At 70.3% G+C, this 15148-nt stretch carries 19 protein-coding genes; 10 read left to right on the plus strand and 9 right to left on the minus strand.

Annotation, left to right across the window (positions count from 1 at the left end):
* Positions 1-30: 30 nt before the first annotated feature.
* Positions 31-732: a helix-turn-helix transcriptional regulator gene (locus QUE79_RS09710; protein ID WP_286346480.1), complete on the minus strand. Its 702-nt coding sequence runs from the start codon at positions 730-732 to the stop codon at positions 31-33.
* A gap of 44 nt (positions 733-776) precedes the next feature.
* Between QUE79_RS09710 and QUE79_RS09715 the strand changes: the two genes are divergently transcribed.
* Together QUE79_RS09715 and lepB are read left to right on the plus strand one after the other, a co-directional pair.
* The gene (locus tag QUE79_RS09715) at positions 777-1178 is read left to right on the plus strand and encodes a VOC family protein (protein ID WP_286346481.1); all 402 of its coding nucleotides are present in this window, start codon (positions 777-779) and stop codon (positions 1176-1178) included.
* On the plus strand, positions 1175-1861 hold the full coding sequence (gene lepB / locus QUE79_RS09720; RefSeq protein ID WP_286346482.1) for a signal peptidase I: 687 nt from the start codon (positions 1175-1177) through the stop codon (positions 1859-1861). Before QUE79_RS09715 ends, lepB begins: the two co-directional genes overlap by 4 nt.
* Positions 1862-2851: 990 nt before the next feature.
* Here the strand turns inward: lepB and QUE79_RS09725 are convergent.
* A complete protein-coding gene (locus QUE79_RS09725) occupies positions 2852-3085 on the minus strand; it encodes a hypothetical protein (protein WP_286346483.1) in 234 nt (77 codons plus the stop codon).
* Positions 3086-3351: 266 nt separating this feature from the next.
* Here QUE79_RS09725 and QUE79_RS09730 point away from each other — a divergent pair, with 266 nt between their 5' ends.
* The 3 genes from QUE79_RS09730 (at position 3352) to QUE79_RS09740 (ending at position 5153) form a co-directional block, all read left to right on the plus strand.
* A complete protein-coding gene (locus QUE79_RS09730; protein WP_286346484.1) occupies positions 3352-4095 on the plus strand; it encodes a hypothetical protein in 744 nt (247 codons plus the stop codon).
* On the plus strand, positions 4092-4733 hold the full coding sequence (locus tag QUE79_RS09735) for an ABC transporter ATP-binding protein (RefSeq protein WP_286346485.1): 642 nt from the start codon (positions 4092-4094) through the stop codon (positions 4731-4733). The genes QUE79_RS09730 and QUE79_RS09735 overlap by 4 nt, the downstream gene beginning before the upstream one ends.
* Before the next feature lie 69 nt (positions 4734-4802).
* Positions 4803-5153, plus strand: a complete 351-nt coding sequence (locus tag QUE79_RS09740; RefSeq protein WP_286346486.1) for a helix-turn-helix domain-containing protein — start codon at positions 4803-4805, stop codon at positions 5151-5153.
* Here the strand turns inward: QUE79_RS09740 and QUE79_RS09745 are convergent.
* Positions 5135-5773: a ClpP family protease gene (locus QUE79_RS09745; RefSeq protein ID WP_286346487.1), complete on the minus strand. Its 639-nt coding sequence runs from the start codon at positions 5771-5773 to the stop codon at positions 5135-5137. The two genes, QUE79_RS09740 and QUE79_RS09745, sit on opposite strands and share 19 nt — an antisense overlap.
* The gene (locus QUE79_RS09750) at positions 5770-6384 is read right to left on the minus strand and encodes a ClpP family protease (RefSeq protein WP_286346488.1); all 615 of its coding nucleotides are present in this window, start codon (positions 6382-6384) and stop codon (positions 5770-5772) included. Before QUE79_RS09750 ends, QUE79_RS09745 begins: the two co-directional genes overlap by 4 nt.
* Before the next feature lie 89 nt (positions 6385-6473).
* Between QUE79_RS09750 and QUE79_RS09755 the strand changes: the two genes are divergently transcribed.
* Complete coding sequence (locus QUE79_RS09755) at positions 6474-6722, plus strand: glutaredoxin family protein (RefSeq protein ID WP_286346489.1); 249 nt, start codon at positions 6474-6476, stop codon at positions 6720-6722.
* A gap of 45 nt (positions 6723-6767) precedes the next feature.
* On the plus strand, positions 6768-7463 hold the full coding sequence (gene deoC / locus QUE79_RS09760) for a deoxyribose-phosphate aldolase (RefSeq protein ID WP_286346490.1): 696 nt from the start codon (positions 6768-6770) through the stop codon (positions 7461-7463).
* Between the two features lie 25 nt (positions 7464-7488).
* Here the strand turns inward: deoC and QUE79_RS09765 are convergent, their stop codons facing one another.
* Positions 7489-7884 (minus strand): VOC family protein, encoded by a 396-nt coding sequence (locus QUE79_RS09765; RefSeq protein WP_286346491.1) that lies wholly within the window; start codon positions 7882-7884, stop codon positions 7489-7491.
* Positions 7885-7975: 91 nt separating this feature from the next.
* Here QUE79_RS09765 and QUE79_RS09770 point away from each other — a divergent pair, with 91 nt between their 5' ends.
* From QUE79_RS09770 to QUE79_RS09780, 3 genes are all read left to right on the plus strand, one after another.
* Complete coding sequence (locus QUE79_RS09770; protein ID WP_286346492.1) at positions 7976-8887, plus strand: glycerophosphodiester phosphodiesterase; 912 nt, start codon at positions 7976-7978, stop codon at positions 8885-8887.
* A 272-nt stretch (positions 8888-9159) separates the two neighbouring features.
* Complete coding sequence (locus tag QUE79_RS09775; protein WP_286346493.1) at positions 9160-10782, plus strand: sigma-70 family RNA polymerase sigma factor; 1623 nt, start codon at positions 9160-9162, stop codon at positions 10780-10782.
* Entirely contained in the window at positions 10701-11270 is a 570-nt protein-coding gene (locus tag QUE79_RS09780) for an Ig-like domain-containing protein (protein ID WP_286346494.1), read from the plus strand. The genes QUE79_RS09775 and QUE79_RS09780 overlap by 82 nt, the downstream gene beginning before the upstream one ends.
* A gap of 6 nt (positions 11271-11276) precedes the next feature.
* On the opposite strand, the gene QUE79_RS09785 is transcribed toward QUE79_RS09780, so the two are convergent.
* From QUE79_RS09785 to QUE79_RS09800, 4 genes are all read right to left on the minus strand, one after another.
* Positions 11277-12119, minus strand: a complete 843-nt coding sequence (locus QUE79_RS09785) for an ABC transporter permease (RefSeq protein WP_286346495.1) — start codon at positions 12117-12119, stop codon at positions 11277-11279.
* Positions 12106-13026, minus strand: coding sequence for an ABC transporter ATP-binding protein (locus QUE79_RS09790; RefSeq protein WP_286346685.1), 921 nt, complete (start codon positions 13024-13026; stop codon positions 12106-12108). The genes QUE79_RS09785 and QUE79_RS09790 overlap by 14 nt, the downstream gene beginning before the upstream one ends.
* A gap of 29 nt (positions 13027-13055) precedes the next feature.
* Positions 13056-14180: a LolA family protein gene (locus QUE79_RS09795; protein ID WP_286346496.1), complete on the minus strand. Its 1125-nt coding sequence runs from the start codon at positions 14178-14180 to the stop codon at positions 13056-13058.
* Between the two features lie 100 nt (positions 14181-14280).
* The gene (locus tag QUE79_RS09800) at positions 14281-15036 is read right to left on the minus strand and encodes a DeoR/GlpR family DNA-binding transcription regulator (protein WP_286346497.1); all 756 of its coding nucleotides are present in this window, start codon (positions 15034-15036) and stop codon (positions 14281-14283) included.
* Positions 15037-15148: the final 112 nt, after the last annotated feature.

Raw genomic sequence — 15148 nt, forward strand, 5'->3', positions numbered from 1 at the left:
GCCCCCTGTCGGTGTTCTCCGGCTTCCGCCCTAGTCGTCGAGGCTGAGCTGTCGGACCTCGCCGTAGGGGATGGCGAGATCCTCCGGGCGCAGGTCCCGTGGCGCGGGCACTTCGGCGGTCGCCACACTGGACGTGATGCGGTCGGTGCGGAACGCCCGGACCCCGTCGCGGAGGCGACACCACCCGACGAGGTACCACCCGGTGGCCGAGCCGACGTAACCGAGCGGTTCGACGTCGCGCACCGTCGGCGCTCCCTCGCGGTCGGTGTAGCCGATCCGGAGCACGTACCCCGCGGAGAGCGCGTCGGCGATCCAGGAGGGGACGGCTCGGGGCTCGTCGTCGCTGCCGAGGAGGTGGATGCGGGAGGCGAGTCTGCGGGCCGCCTGCACGTCGTGATCCTGCATCACAGCCACGACCTTGCGGAGCGCGGCCTGCGCCGCCTGCTGGAAGGGCGTGCCGCTGAGCCCCTCCAGTGAGACGGCCATCGCGACGGCTTCCGACGGCGTGAGATTGACCGGCGGCAGCGAGTGCTGCCGATCGAGGCAGTACCCGCCGGATCGGCCCGGTTCGGCCCAGATCGCAGTACCCGCCTGCTGGAGGGCACCGATGTCGCGCTCGATGGTTCTGGCGCTCACCTCGAACCGCCGGGCGAGCCAGGACGCGCTGCGTGGCCGCGGGGCGACGGCGCGGAGCTCCTCGACCAGCGCGTACAGGCGATCGGTGCGGTTCACGCCGACCATTCTCCCGCGGAAGCCCCGCTGACTAGAGTCGGGCCATGAACGACGGACTTCGCGCGGTGGGCGTCTCGCTCGACTGCGCCGACCCGGCCCTGCTCGGAGACTTCTACCTCGGATTGCTCGGCGGCGAGGTGCGGTGGCGGTCCGACGGCAGCGTCGGAATCCAGGTCCCGGGTCTGCTGCTCGTCGCCCAGCGCGTCGACGACTACCGGCCGCCCGTGTGGCCGGGCGCGTCGATCGTGCACCTCGACCTGACAGCGGGGGAGGAGCTCGAGGGGCCCGAGCAGCGCGCGCTCGCCCTCGGGGCCGTGCGTGCCGCGACGCAACCCGACCCGCGGTGGCGAGTGCTCCTCGATCCTGCCGGTCACCCGTTCTGCATCACGACGCTCGCGCCCGCCCCGGAGCCCTTACGATCGGATCAGGAACAGGGGGTCACATGACCGAACAGGGCGAGATCGCTGCCACGAACGCGGCCGGCGCTCCGCGCAAGGCCCAGCGGCCGTGGCGGTTCGTGCGCGACATCGTCATCATCCTGCTCGCGGCCCTGCTGATCTCGTTCCTGGTGAAGACGTTCGTGGCGCGGTCGTTCTACATCCCGTCGGCGTCGATGACCAACACCCTCCAGATCAACGACAGGATCATCGTCAACGAGCTGGTGCCGAAGGTCGCGCCCGTCAAACGCGGCGACGTGATCGTCTTCACCGACCCGGGCGGCTGGCTGCAGGGAGGCGAGCTGGCCGACGGCGACCACCTCGTGAAGCGCGTCATCGGCCTCCCGGGCGACAAGGTCGCCTGCTGCGACGCGAGCAGCCAGACCGAGGTGAACGGCGCGCCCCTCACGGAGCCGTACGTGCGAGCGCCCGAGAACGCCCTCGAGACGAAGAACGCCGACCAGTCGTTCTCGGTGACCGTTCCGGCCGGATCCGTGTGGGTGGAGGGCGACAACCGGGGCAACTCGTCCGACAGTCGTTTCCACCAGAGTCTCCCCGGCGGTGGCTTCGTCCCGATGTCCGACATCGACGGCAAGGCCTTCGTCATCACCTGGCCGATCTCGCGCTGGACCTGGCTCGGCGACTACCCCGACGTCTTCCGCGCCGCCGCCGCCGCCCCCTCGTCGCGCTGAGCCGGCACCCGTCGCGGGCGGTGCACGGCGTGCGCGCTGCCCGACTGACCCCTGCGCTCCGAGAGTGTCACATATGACATGAGTTGTCCGATAGGAAAAATTCTGCGAAAGTGACTGTGTCCGAGGGCTCCACAGCGGCTGCTGATCGTCTGCCGTGGGGGTGCTTCTGAGGGGAGCGCCCCCACGGATCCGAAGGGGAATCGGCCCGTGCCGTTCAGATCCGTCCGAATCGCCTTTGTCGTTCCGCCCCTGCTCGCGTTCCTTCTCGGATTCCTCGGGCTCACGCAGGTCGCGGACGACGGGATCATCGGGGTCTCCTCGGTCGCCACCGCAACCGGCGAATCCGGATCAGCAACGAACGAGCGGATAGCCGAGGTGTTGGAGTCCGTGGCTGTCGAGAACGGCGCGACGATTCTCCGCGTCGTGGCGGATCGCGCAGCGCCGACCTCTCGGCGCGTCGCCCTCGTGACGAACGCTCCGTCGAGCAGCGGAGCCGAGTGGCTCCAGGGCGGGTACCCGGAGTTCTCGCGGGCGATGACAACTCGCGTCAGACCGATGGCGGACCTCATTCGCTACGACACCGCCGGGTCCTATCAGGTGATCGGCGATGCTGCCTCGCGACGGGCGGTGTCCGTCGCCCTCGCAGCGGTCGGATTCTCCGTGACGACAGAATCCGTTCCGTTGGCTGAGAGGTTCGGGATCACGGGTGGGCTCAGCGGGACCGGCGCGCTGATCGGCGCGCTCACGCTCGGGTGCGTGACGCTCTGTCTCGTCGGCACCGTTGGCGCACCCCGACGGTCGGCGATCCGTCGTATGAGCGGACGCAGCACAGGTGCCGTCGTGCTGGCCGAACTCGCGGAGCTCCGCTTCTCTGCGATCGCCGCCGCGATGGCGACGCCGGTGGCAGCCGTGTCACTGTGGTTCTACAACGGGCTTGCGTCGGTGTCGCACCTGGCGGCAGCCGTCGTCGTGTTCGCCGTCCTCCTCCTGTTACCGGTCGTCGTCGCACAGACGGTCGGGACACTCATCGCCTGCCGGCTTCCGCTCGCAGCGGCCATCCGAGGAGCCCGTCCACCCGGCGCACTCGTCCTCGCTGCGGAGTTCGCCCGAGTACCGGCGGTTCTGCTCCTCGTCGCCGCGAGTTTCGACCTGGTCGGGAGCGTCGCCGTCGCTCGTTCCGGAGACGCTGAGCGAGACCTCCGGGCGGCGGGCGACGCCGTCCACCTGTGGATCACTCCGGACGCCGGTTCAGATGCTCAGACGCACGAGTATTGGGATCGGATCGGAGCTTTCGCTGGTCGGTCCCTAGACCGCGGCGACGCCTTCCTGGCTGCGAGCGCGGAGGTCGGCTCAGGAGGGAGCGCCGGCACGCTCCCGGCGTTGATCGTCGACGCCGGGTACCTGCGGCAGCAGGATCTCCGCGCGGCCGACGGTGAGCGCATCGCGGGGAGGGCGACCGGATCAGTGTCTGGATTCCGCGAGGTGTCGACGTGCAGCGCGACCGGCTCGTGCGTTCGCTCACCCGGTGGGAGCTCCGCGGCGCGTCGAAGCTGCAGCGCCGCGAGATCGGCGGAGGGCGTCTTCGAGACGAAGACGTCTACGTGTACCCGGGCGATTCCGGCGTGGAATCGAGTCTCTCCGACGCGATCGTCGTCGTCGTGCCGAACCCCTCGGCGGTTTTCTCTGCCGACCAGCTGGGTTCGTGGCTGTCGACCGGCGACGTCGTCTTCACCTCGGCTCGGGTGGCGGACCGTGCCATCGCCACCTCTGATGTCCACGATCAATTCAGTGCCGTCGTGGCCGTCGGACAGGATGCGGCCGAGCGTGCGCGGCACGCCGGCACGGCCGTGCGAGTGACCATCGCGGCACTCGTGGCGGCCGTGGTCGTGGTGGTGCTTCTGAGCCTGCTCGCGACGACCGCGCATCGCCGACGTCACGGGCGGGCTCTCTTCGCCCGCACGGCCGCGGGGCACTCGTTCGCGCGGGTCAATGTCGGCGTGCTCGTCGCCGAAGCGGCCGTCCTCGCTGTCGGGGCCGTCTCGACGGTAAACGCCTGGTGGGATCGACACCCCGACGGGACCGGCAGGACCTCGGTCCTCGATCCGATCGCGCGAAGCGCTGCGACGGGCGGGCTCGAGGCAGGGGGTGCTGTGATCGTGCTCGCGGCGGTGGGCACGGCCGTGATCGCGTGGACAAGTCTTCGCACCGAGAGAACGAGAGGAAACGAGGCATGATGCTCGAAGTGCGCAACGCGACCAAACGACGAGGCCGCAGGCTGCTGTGGGACGACCTGTCGTTCGACATTGCCGCGGGCGAGACCGTTGCTGTCACGGGTCCGAGCGGCTCGGGGAAGTCGACGCTGCTCGACTGCGTCGGACAGATCGACTCGCTCGATTCCGGCACCATCAGGCTCGATGATCGCCAGGCGGGCGGAAGCCGCAGGCGGGCGCGTCTCCTCCGCCGCGACGTCCTCGGATACCTCTTCCAAGACTTCGGCCTCGTCGCTGACATGACCGTCGAAGAGAACGTCGCCATCGCGGTGAGCCAGCGGCTGGGGCGCCGTGCACGTTCGATCTCGACGGGAGCGGCGCTGGAACGCGTCGGGCTCGACGGGAAGGTGGCCTGTCGCGCCCATGAACTCAGCGGAGGCGAGCAGCAGCGCGTGGCGCTCGCCCGACTCCTCGTCAAGCGACCGCGCATGATCCTTGCCGACGAGCCGACGAGCGCTCTGGACGAGACGAACGCGAGCGTCGTCCTCGACCTCCTCGCCGAGTTCGCCGCAGGCGGGGCGGCGATCGCCATTGCGACCCATTCGCCGCGGGTGCGGGCGGCCGCCGATCGCACTCTCGAATTGGGGCGGGCCCCGGTGTGAGAGCGCGACCCGTTCTGCTCTGAGCGGAACGGGTCGCGAGAGCGCAGCGAAGGCTGCTTGGCTGTGGCCATGAACGAGGTCGGGAAGGCCCTGCAGGATCACGAGCCCGCAACGCTCGAGCCGCTCCTGCGAGAGGTGCTCGGGCGGCGGCTTCGCGAGCTCCGACTCGCTCGGGGCGAGCGGCTGATCGAGACGGCGGCGCGAGCCGGCATCTCTCCGCAGTACCTGTCGGAGGTCGAGCGCGGCCTCAAGGAGCCCTCCAGCGAGATGATCGCTGCGATCACCGGCGCCCTCCGCATCACCCTCGTCGACCTGACCCTCGCCGTGGTCGCCGAACTGCAGGGCGAGACGACACTCGCCGGCGTGACGAGCTTCGCCCCGCCCGGCCCCGACTTCACGCTCTACGCCGTCGCGGCCTGAGGAAGCGCGCGGGCGTCGAGAGTCGCCGGTGCGGTCGGCCCGGTCAGGATCGCGTCGATCAGGCCGTAGTCGCGAGCCTGCGGCGCCGTGAAGATCCGGTCGCGGTCGGTGTCGCGTCGGAGGGTCTCGACGCTCTGACCGGTGTGCTCCGAGAGGACCTCTTCGATGTCGGCGCGGATCCGCACCAGCTCGTCGGCCTGCAGGATCAGGTCGGGGATGGCGCCGCGACCCTGGCCCGCCGGCTGGTGGAGGACGATCCTGGCGTGCTTGAGCGCGGCCCGTCGACCGGGCGCCCCCGCAGCCAGGAGCGCCGCTCCGGCGGCGATCGCCTCGCCGACGCAGGTCGTCGACACCGGTGAACGGATGAACCGCATGGTGTCGTAGACCGCCAGCATCGCCGAGAGGTCGCCGCCATCGCAGTTGATGTACAGGTTGATCTCGGTACCGGGCGACGCGGCGTCGAGGTGGAGCAGCTGAGCGATCAGCGCGTTGGCGACGCCGGCGTCGATCGCCGTGCCCAAATAGACGATCCGCTGCGTGAGCAGGTGGGAGTAGACGTCCATCACGCGATCGCCGCGCGGGTTCTCGGCGACGACGTTGGGAATCGTGTACGAGCTCATGCGAAGGTCCCGATTCCGATGCGGTGCTGCCGGGTGGGCATCACCTGGTCGAAGGAGTCGACGATGCGGTCGACGAACCCGTAGTCGAGGGCTTCTGCCGCTGAGAACCAGCGGTCGTGCAGGGAGTCCTCGAACACGCGGTCGAGAGGCTGCCCCGTGTCGTCGGCGATGATCCCGAGCGTCACGTCGCGGCCCTGCCGGAGGTCGGCCGCCTGAGCTTCGACCTCCACGGCCGATCCGCCGAAACCGGCGGACCCCTGGTGCAGCAGGATCCGCGCGTGCGGAAGTGCGGAGCGTTTTCCGCGCGCCCCCGCCGAGAGCAGGAACTGTCCGGCGCTGCACGCGAGTCCGAGGGCGAGCGTCGCGACGTCGCACGGGACGAGGGTCATCACGTCGCGGATCGCCAGCATCGACGGCACCGAGCCGCCCGGCGAGTGGATCCAGAGGGCGATGTCGGCGGCGGGATCCTCCGCAGCGAGAGTCAGGAGCTGCGCCGTGAGGAGCATGCCGTTGTCGTCGTTCAGGACGCCGTCGAGGACGACGACGCGCTGGTGGAGCAGCTGCTGGCGCACCTCGGCGGTGAAGAACGGTGGTCGGGTTTCTTCGGTCATGACGCCATCGTGCGGCACGCGATGCCACTCCGTCCCGCGGTCCTGCTGTCGGCGGATCCGCCCCCAGCAGAGGCACGTATTCTTGAAGGATGACCTCCGACGCAGCTCCCGATCGCATCCTCATGTTCGGCGCCGAGTGGTGCGGCGACTGCCGCCGCTCGAAGGCGCTTCTCGACAAGCACGGCGTCGCGTACGACTATGTCGACCTCGAGAAGGTCGAGGACGGCGCTGATCGCGCCTTCGCGATCAGCGGCCGCACCCAGATCCCCGTCGTCGTGTTCCCCGACGGCAGCCACCTGGTCGAGCCGACCGACCAGGCGCTCGCCGAGCGTCTCTGACGTCTTCCCCACCCCGAGATCCTGCGTCACCGAAAGGCACCTCCCATGACAACTGAGCCCACTCCCGCGCATATCGCCCGCCTGATCGACCACACGCTGCTCAAGCCCGAGGCGACCACCGCCGACGTCGACGCCCTCATCGCGGAAGCCGCCGAGCTCGGCACGTACTCCGTCTGCGTCTCGCCGTCGATGCTGCCCCTGGTGATCCCCGCGGGGTCCGACCTCAAGATCGCGGTGGTCTGCGGGTTCCCGAGCGGCAAGCACACGTCGGCGGTCAAGGCGGCGGAGGCGGCCGAGTCGGTGGCGCTCGGTGCCGACGAGATCGACATGGTGATCGACGTCGGTGCAGCCAAGGCCGGCGACTTCGCATCGGTCGAGAGCGATATCGCCGCCGTCCGCTCGGCCGTCCCGGCTCCGACGGTGCTCAAGGTCATCATCGAGTCGGCCGTCTTGACCGACGACGAGATCGTCGCGGTCTCGCAGGCCGCGGTCGCAGCGGGGGCCGATTTCGTCAAGACGTCGACCGGTTTCCACCCTGCCGGTGGCGCCAGCGAGCACGCGGTGCGCCTGATGTCGGAGACGGTCGCCGGGCGTCTCGGGGTGAAGGCCTCGGGTGGCGTGCGCACCCTCGACGATGCCCGCCGCATGATCGCGGCCGGTGCCACCCGCCTCGGCGTCTCCGGCTCGCGCGCCCTCCTCGGGGCCGACGCGGCCGCCGGATCGGCCTCCGCCGGCTACTAGGGCGTGCCTCGGCGCCCCGGCCCGGTCACACGCGGCACAGGCAGAAGGGGTGCCCGGCGGGGTCGAGGTAGACCCGGAAGTCGCTCCCGCTCTCGGCGGGGAGACCGGTGGCTCGAGCCCCGGCGGCCAGGACGTCCCGTTCGGCCGCGTCGAGGTCGGGGACGTCCAGATCGAGGTGGAGCTGCTGCGGAACCGCGTTGTCGGGCCAGGTCGGCGGCACGAAGTCGGGAGCGGACTGGAGCGCGATGCCTGTGGACCCGGGGGCGGCGGGGTCGCGCACGGTGATCCAGTCGTCGCTCTCGTCGACGATCTGCCAGCCAAGGATCGCGGCGTAGAAGTCGGCGAGCCCGCGGATGTCGGGGGCGTCGAGCACGACGAGGTCGAGTTTCACTGCCGGGGCGGCCGGCGTCGCATCGGTCATGGCGCGACGCTACTCCTCAGCGCCGACCCGGGCGCCGCCTGCCCCGGACGCGGGCCTGGTGCCGCCGCACCGCGATCCTCATACTGGCTGCATGCCCGAGACGCCTGATCCGACCCGCGCTCCGGGAGCCCCGTGGCGTCCGTCCCGCCGCACCGTCCTGATCGGCGCCGGCGCCGCCGTGATCGTCGCGGCCGGCGCCACCACGACGGCGGTCGCTCTGCGGCCGCGCGGGCCGGGCAAACTCGCCACGCCGCTGCTCCAATCGGACCGCTTCACCGTGGCCCACCACGGCGGCTCGCGCGACTGGCCGGAGGAGTCGCTGTTCGCGTACCGTCACTCCGTCGAGGCCGGGGTCGACGCGCTCGAGGTCTCGCTCGCACGCTCGTCGGACGGAGTGTGGTTCGGGCTGCACGACGCGACTCTCGACCGCACCTCGGGTACGAACGGTTTCGTCGCTGCGGATCACACCTGGGCCGAGATCCGAGAGCACCGCATCGTGCCGACGGGGTCGCAGGATCCTGCCCAGCCCTCGCGCCCCTACGCCCGCTTCGAGGACGTCCTCGACGCCTACGGCGACAGCCACGCGCTCTTCATCGACCCGAAGGTCGTCGACCAGCGGTACTACGGCGACCTGTTCGATCTCGTCTCGAATCACGTCAAGGACCCCCGCGAGACGATGATCGCCAAGGGGTACTGCACGAGTGTGCCCTGGGCGAAGGAGGCCAGGCGGCGCGGACACCGGACCTGGGGCTACTACTACGCCAACGAGATCGCCGCGAAACCCGAGCTGCTCACGTCGACGGAGGAGTACTGGTCGGTGATGGGGATGAACTACGACGGCGCCCCGGAGCAGTGGCGACTCGTCGCGGCGCTCGGCAAGCCCGTGATCGGGCACGTGGTGCCGACTCCTGCCGCGGCCGCGACGGCTCTCGGCCTGGGGGCGCGCGGTCTGATGATCTCCGGCGTCCGAGAGACGGTCGGGCATCTGCCGACCGAGTCGTGACGACCCGGCAGGGTGCCCGATCGCGGCGTAGGGACCGCGATCGGGCGCGATCCAGCGGAGGTCGGAGACGGTTCGGGTACAGCTCCGACTTCGTGGATCACCCTTAAGAGCCGTCTCGACCCGTTTCCTTACGCGAAAGGTGTCCTCTTTTTTGAGGCCATCGGTGCGTCCCCCGTCTCGGTTTCCCCCGGAGGCTTCGGCGTGTTTACACTGTGGCGACTCCATCACGCGAATCCGCGCGGTCGCGATGTCATCCAGATCCCGAGGTCCCGATGGAACACCCCGCCTTCGACGTGTCGCGCGCCCGCCGCGCGCCCCGTCGAACCGCTCGGCGCCTCCACTCGCTCTCGGACGAAACACTGATCGACGAGGCGCGCCGAGGCGAGCGCGAGTCGTACGGCGAACTGTGGCGCCGGCACTCCAAGGCCGCCCACGTCGCCGCCCGCAGCTTCCGCCACCTCGACGAACCCGACGACCTCGTAGCCGAGGCCTTCGCCAACATCTACCAGGCGCTGACGACGGGCTCCGGCCCGACCACGGCGTTCCGGCCCTACCTCTACGTCACGATCCGCAACCTGGCGTCTCGGAGGCTGCGCGACACCCCCGTCGACGGTGACGTCGATCTCGACGCTCTGCCCGCGGCCGACGCCGATTCGGCCGAAGCGCTGCTCGAGCGGGGGATCACGGCCACGGCGTTCCGGTCCCTGCCGGAGCGGTGGCAGACGGTCCTCTGGTACACGGAGGTGGAGGGTCTCTCGCCCCGGCAGGCCGGCGAGCTGATGGGACTCGTCCCGAATGCGGTCTCGGCGCTCTCGTTCCGAGCCCGAGCGGCCCTCCGCGAAGCCTGGGTGCAGGGACACATCGACACCGCCCGCGTCACCGGATCGCATCGCGAGGTGTTGTCGAAGCTCGGCGGCTGGTCGCTCGGAACCCTGAGCCAGCGCGACGAACGCCTCGTGGGGGAGCACCTGCAGTCATGCACCCGCTGCCGCCTCGTCGCCGAAGAACTCGACGACGTCTCGCGTCGACTCGCCGTGATCCTCCTGCCGCTCGTCCTCGGGGGTGCCGCCGCGCTCGCGTTCCGGCAGCAGCTCGCCCGCGGCGCCGCGGTCGCCGCCGCGCCGCGAGCACAGCTGTCCGTCGCCACCTTCACGAGTCTGGGCGCGCGGCGGGTTGCGCTCGTCGGCGGCGCTGCGGTGGTCGTGGTGGGCGCGGCCCTGGTGATCTCGCTGTCCTCCGCGGCTCCGCAGCGAGTGCGGGCGACGGGGGACGCCGCGGCGTCCGGCAGTAGCAGCGCGGCGGGGCCGAGCCGGGGCGCGGGATCCGCCGACCCGGGCGCCGGTTCGACGGCTCCTGCGGCACCGCTCGCCCCCGGGGATCCTGCCGTCTTCCTCCCGGCGCCGCCCGCGTCGGTGGTCGACACGAGGCGCCCTCCGTCGACCACCGCTGTTCCGGCGCTGCCTTCGCCCGGGGTGACCTCGAAGGCTCAGCCCGTGACGCCGCCTGGGCAGCCGACGCGACCGGTCACGCCTCCGACCGCGCCCCCCACCACCCCGACACAGCCCGGAACCGCCCCGTCGCCGGTCGTGACGAGCGGCGCGGTCGTGCTCACCCGGCTCGACTCCACCACCGTCACCGGAACGGCGCCGGCCGGAACCGTGATCTCCGTCAGCCGAGACGGAGCAGCGGCGGGATCCGTGGCGGTCACGGCCCAGGGAACCTGGACCTGGTTCGCCGACGGCCTCGCCGAGGGGAGACGACTCTCTCGTTCACCGGCACCCGGAGCGGATCCACGCCCTCCGCTCCTGCGACCGTGGTCGTCACGCGCGACAGCACGCCGCCGCCGGCCCCGGCCGTCACGAGCGGTTGGAGCGCGAACCAGACGACGCCGCTGACGCTGTCCGGCACGGCAGAGCCCGGTTCGACGGTGACGGTCACCGCCTCGGACGGCACCGTGCTCAGCACCGTGACCGCCGACGCGGCGGGAACCTGGACCTCCGGAGCCCTGGCGGGCCTCACCCCGACGGTCGCCGATCTCGGCCTCACGGCAACCGACACCGCCGGCAACGTCAGCGAGCAGGCCCACTCCGGTCCGTACGCCTTCGTCCCGGTGTTCGACGCTCCCGCCGGCGAGACGTTCTCGACCGATACCGTGCCCGTGGTGATTGCGGGCTGGCCCGGAAGCACGGTCGTCGTCACTCTGAACGGCGCGAACCAGGGAGCCTTCACCCTGGGCGCCGACGGCACCGCGCACCTGACCGCCGCGGGTGCCGACGGTGCGCCGATAGCGGTGGGGGAGTACACGGTCACGGCGACCTACTCGGACGCCGGCGGAACCTCTCCGGCGGCGGCCACCACCGGCTTCACCGTCCGGCGCCCGTGATCGGGATCAGCTGAGGATGTCTTTCGTGGCGAATCGACCGTAGGCGAGGAACCCGAAGACCACGACGTAGCCGAGCTGGAGAAGGCCGTTCGACTGGAAGTTGTCGAACGACACCGGTGATCTCAAGAAGTCGGCGAAGCCCAGCCAGTAGGTGGTGAAGAGCCACGGCTGCAGGAACGCGAGTTGCGGCAGCTGACCCAGGATCTGCGCCGCCGTCGAGAGCACGATGGTCGCGGCCATGGCCCCGACCGGAACCGAGGTGAGGGTCGAGATGAACAGGCCTATGGCGCTGAGGCCGAGCAGCGAGATGGTGACGTACAGCGCCATCATCAGCATGCGCCCGGCGTAGTCGGCGACGCCGACCGTCTGCCCGGACAGCAGGGTCACCGGGCCGACGGGGAAGAGCAGGGCTCCGATGATCGCCCCGAAGATCACGATCACCAACGTGCCGGCCAGACAGAACGCCGCGGCGCCGATGTACTTCACGACGAGCAGTCGGATCCGGCCCGCGGGCGCCACGAGCAGGTACCGCAGTGTGCCGAGCCCGGCCTCGCCGGCGATCGTGTCGCCGGCCACGACGCCGACGGTCAGCGGCAGGAACAGCGGGATCGCCACGACCAGCGACGTCAGCGAGACGAACAGGCCGTTCTGCGTGATGTCGCCGAGGAACGCGGGACCCCGGCCCGAGTCGCCGCCGGTCGTGATCCGTACGGCGACGGCGAGCAGGATAGGGATCGCCGCCAGCGCGCCCAGCATCGCGATCGTGCGTGTCCGGCGGAACAGGACGCGCAGTTCGGAGCCGAGCAGGGCCACCCCGAGGCCGCCCGCGGGGGAACTATCCTGCGACATCGAATCCCTCCCCGGTGAGGTCGACGAAGCGGTCTTCGAGGCTCGCGCCGGAGACGGAGAAACCCCGGACTCGGACGCCCTGCTCGACCAGCCTCTGGTTGAGCTGTTCGGGCGGGAGAGCGTCGGACGGCAGCTCGGCGGTGACGACCGAACCGGAGACCGCAGGATCCAGCCCCAGACCGGCCAGGACGCGCACCGCGTCGTCGACGTCGAGCGTGTCGACCCGTGCTCGTTGCACCCCCTGGCGGCGCAGCTCGTCGAGCGGCCCCTGCGTCATCAGCCGGCCCGCGCTCATCACCGCGACGTGCGTGCACATCTGCTCGATCTCGGAGAGCAGATGGCTGGAGACGAAGATCGTGGCGCCTTCGCCGGCGAGGGACCCGATCAGGGAGCGGACCTCGCGGGTGCCCTGCGGGTCGAGGCCGTTCGAGGGCTCGTCGAGGATGAGAAGATCGCGCGGCATCAGCAGAGCGCCGGCGATGCCCAGGCGCTGCTTCATGCCGAGGGAGTAGGCGTGCGCCTTCTTCGAGGCGGCGTGCGTGAGGCCGACGCGCTCGAGGGCCGCGTCGACCCTGGCCTCGCGCGTCCTCCCGGGCGCGGCGCGGTCGGCGGTGTCCAGCCGCAGGAGGTTGGCTCGACCGGACAGGAACGGGTAGAAAGCCGGGCCCTCGACGAGGGCACCCACGCGGGGGAGCACCTGGGCGAGGCTCGTCGGCATGGTGCGGCCGAGCATCCTGATCTCACCGCTCGACGCCCTGGTGAGCCCGAGGAGCATTCGGATCGTGGACGTCTTGCCGGAGCCGTTGGGGCCGAGGAACCCGAAGACGCTGCCCGAGGGCACGGCCAGATCGAGGTCGGCGACCGCCTTCTGGCGACCGAAGTCTTTCGAGAGAGCAGTCGTCTCGATTGCGAGGGGGTGCTCACTTCTGAGGGCGGCTACTTCTGTGCGGCGACGGCGGCTTCGAGGGCCGAGGCCTTCACCGCTCCGACGTAGACCTTGCCGTCGTCGGTCAGGTACACCGATACGAGCGCCGTCTGGAGGACGCGGCCGCCGTCGACCTTCGTCAGCACCTTGTCGAGCATGCCGGAGGAGTCGTTCGACAGGGCGCCGGACGGGAGCGTGGCGCCCACGATCGTCGCCCATCCCGAGCCGATGACGACGGGCTTGGCCGCGCCGACGCGAGCCTTGGCGATCGCGTCGCGCTGCGTCAGGGCCCCCGGGTGTGCCGTGTGGGCCGACCGCGCGGGAGTCTTGACCTGCTCGACCTTGGTGCCCTTCGGCGGGGTGAAGGTGAAGGTGCTCGCCGACGGCGTCGAGTACGAGATCGACGTGAATGCGACGGAGAAGGCCGGATCGGTCTGGCCCTTGGCCTTGACGACGACGCGGAGCGGGATGCCCGTCTTGCCGTCGACGGCCAGCGTGACGCTGCTGACGAGGGTCGTGCCGTCGCTCGGCGTGAGCTTGATCTGGTAGGCCTTCTGGCCGGCGACGCGGACGTTGTCGGAGACCTTGACGGCGGTGTACGTGCCGATGGCGTCGAGGGCTTTCTGCGCGGCCTCGGTCGGCGTCAGCGTCGTTGCGCCGGGAGTCGGCGTCGCCCCCACGCCGGTGTCGAGCTTCGCCGATTTGGACGGCAGCGTGAGCCGTGTGGCCGTCTTCTTGTCGGAGTCGTACGCCCAGACCGTCGACCCGTTGCGGATCACGTCGGTCTCTTTGAGGTTGTCGAGGGTCTGAACGCGCTGCTTCGTCTTGCCGTCGACGTAGACCTTGGCCTTGTGCGTTCCCGTGAGCTGCGAGAGGGCGTCCTGCGCGCTGGAAGACGACGACGAGCCGGCGCCGCCGAGCGAGGAGAGGTCGGGCAGCCCGAGGTTCGCGGTCTCGGTGACGCTGCCGGAGAACGAGGTGCCGGCGCTCTTCTCGGCGAAGGCGACGATGCCGGCTGCCGATTTGTGGGGCAGCTTCACGTCGGCATTGGCCACGCTCGGGATGGCGACAGCGCCGGCGATCACGACAGCGGGGACGGCAACGGCCGGGATCCAGCGAAGGGAGGTTTTTTTCATGGCGAAACCTTTCACGTCTGCGAGGGAAGGTACGCGTCGAGTCTGCAAGCGTGCCCGGAATTCCGGGCTTTCGGCAAATGTCCGACCAGGGGACTACGACTCAGTCGTCCAGAGGTACCACGTGCACCCGGACGCCCCGCGCGCGGATCCGGGCGAGCTCGTCGGAGTCGGCCGTCGAGTCGGTGACCAGGTCGTGCACGTCGGTCAGGTCGGCGACCTTGGCGAGCGTGATCCTGCCGATCTTGGAGCCGTCGGCCACGACGACGACGCGCTGCGCGTGTCGGACCATGGCGGTGTTCGTCCTCGCCTCGGTCTCGTCGTGGGTCGTCGCGCCGCCGAGAGCGCCCACGCCGTCCATGCCGAGGATCGCCGTGCCGACGTTGATGGCGTTGAACGCGTTCTCGGCCAGGGCACCGACGAGTTCGAACGAGTGCGAGCGGACCACTCCGCCGGTCATGATGACCTTCAGGTTCGGCCTCGACGCGATCTCGGTCGCGGTGGTCAGCGAGTTGGTCACGATGGTCAAGTCGTTGCGGAACATGAGCGCTTTGGCCACCTCCGCCGCGGTGGTGCCACCGCCGATCGCGATCGCGTAGGGGCCGTCGGGCAGGAGCGTCGCCGCTCGCCGGGCGATGAGCTGTTTGGCCCGTCGGAACTGCGAGTCGCGGAGTCGGACCGGGACCTCCTGGCCGGAGGAGAACGCGCGCGCCCCGCCGTGGGTCCTGGCCAGAAGGCCCTGGTCCTCGAGGTCGGCGAGGTCGCGCCGCACCGTCGCGGCCGACATCGACAGGTCACTGCAGAGGTCGGCGAGTGTGACGTTCCCGCGCTCGGTGACCAGCGCGATGATCCTGACCATGCGGTCGGATCGCTTCGACGAGCCGGCGCGAGGCGTCTGGGTCGGGGGATTGTTGCCATCACGTTTCCCGTTCGCTCATCAAAAATGATTACTTCACGCACATGATTGCACG

The organism is Frondihabitans sucicola (genome assembly GCF_030296615.1).
Classification (GTDB): Bacteria; Actinomycetota; Actinomycetes; order Actinomycetales; family Microbacteriaceae; genus Frondihabitans; species Frondihabitans sucicola.

Bases quoted from the DNA above. Each gene is read 5' to 3' on its own strand.
- QUE79_RS09715 (WP_286346481.1), top strand. From the start codon at position 777: ATGAACGACGGACTTCGCGCGGTGGGCGTCTCGCTCGACTGCGCCGAC.
- QUE79_RS09775 (WP_286346493.1), top strand. From the start codon at position 9,160: ATGGAACACCCCGCCTTCGACGTGTCGCGCGCCCGCCGCGCGCCCCGT.
- QUE79_RS09735 (WP_286346485.1), top strand. From the start codon at position 4,092: ATGATGCTCGAAGTGCGCAACGCGACCAAACGACGAGGCCGCAGGCTG.
- QUE79_RS09785 (WP_286346495.1), bottom strand. From the start codon at position 12,119: ATGTCGCAGGATAGTTCCCCCGCGGGCGGCCTCGGGGTGGCCCTGCTC.
- QUE79_RS09755 (WP_286346489.1), top strand. From the start codon at position 6,474: ATGACCTCCGACGCAGCTCCCGATCGCATCCTCATGTTCGGCGCCGAG.
- QUE79_RS09795 (WP_286346496.1), bottom strand. From the start codon at position 14,180: ATGAAAAAAACCTCCCTTCGCTGGATCCCGGCCGTTGCCGTCCCCGCT.
- QUE79_RS09750 (WP_286346488.1), bottom strand. From the start codon at position 6,384: ATGACCGAAGAAACCCGACCACCGTTCTTCACCGCCGAGGTGCGCCAG.
- deoC (WP_286346490.1), top strand. From the start codon at position 6,768: ATGACAACTGAGCCCACTCCCGCGCATATCGCCCGCCTGATCGACCAC.
- lepB (WP_286346482.1), top strand. From the start codon at position 1,175: ATGACCGAACAGGGCGAGATCGCTGCCACGAACGCGGCCGGCGCTCCG.
- QUE79_RS09740 (WP_286346486.1), top strand. From the start codon at position 4,803: ATGAACGAGGTCGGGAAGGCCCTGCAGGATCACGAGCCCGCAACGCTC.
- QUE79_RS09765 (WP_286346491.1), bottom strand. From the start codon at position 7,884: ATGACCGATGCGACGCCGGCCGCCCCGGCAGTGAAACTCGACCTCGTC.
- QUE79_RS09800 (WP_286346497.1), bottom strand. From the start codon at position 15,036: ATGGTCAGGATCATCGCGCTGGTCACCGAGCGCGGGAACGTCACACTC.
- QUE79_RS09770 (WP_286346492.1), top strand. From the start codon at position 7,976: ATGCCCGAGACGCCTGATCCGACCCGCGCTCCGGGAGCCCCGTGGCGT.
- QUE79_RS09745 (WP_286346487.1), bottom strand. From the start codon at position 5,773: ATGAGCTCGTACACGATTCCCAACGTCGTCGCCGAGAACCCGCGCGGC.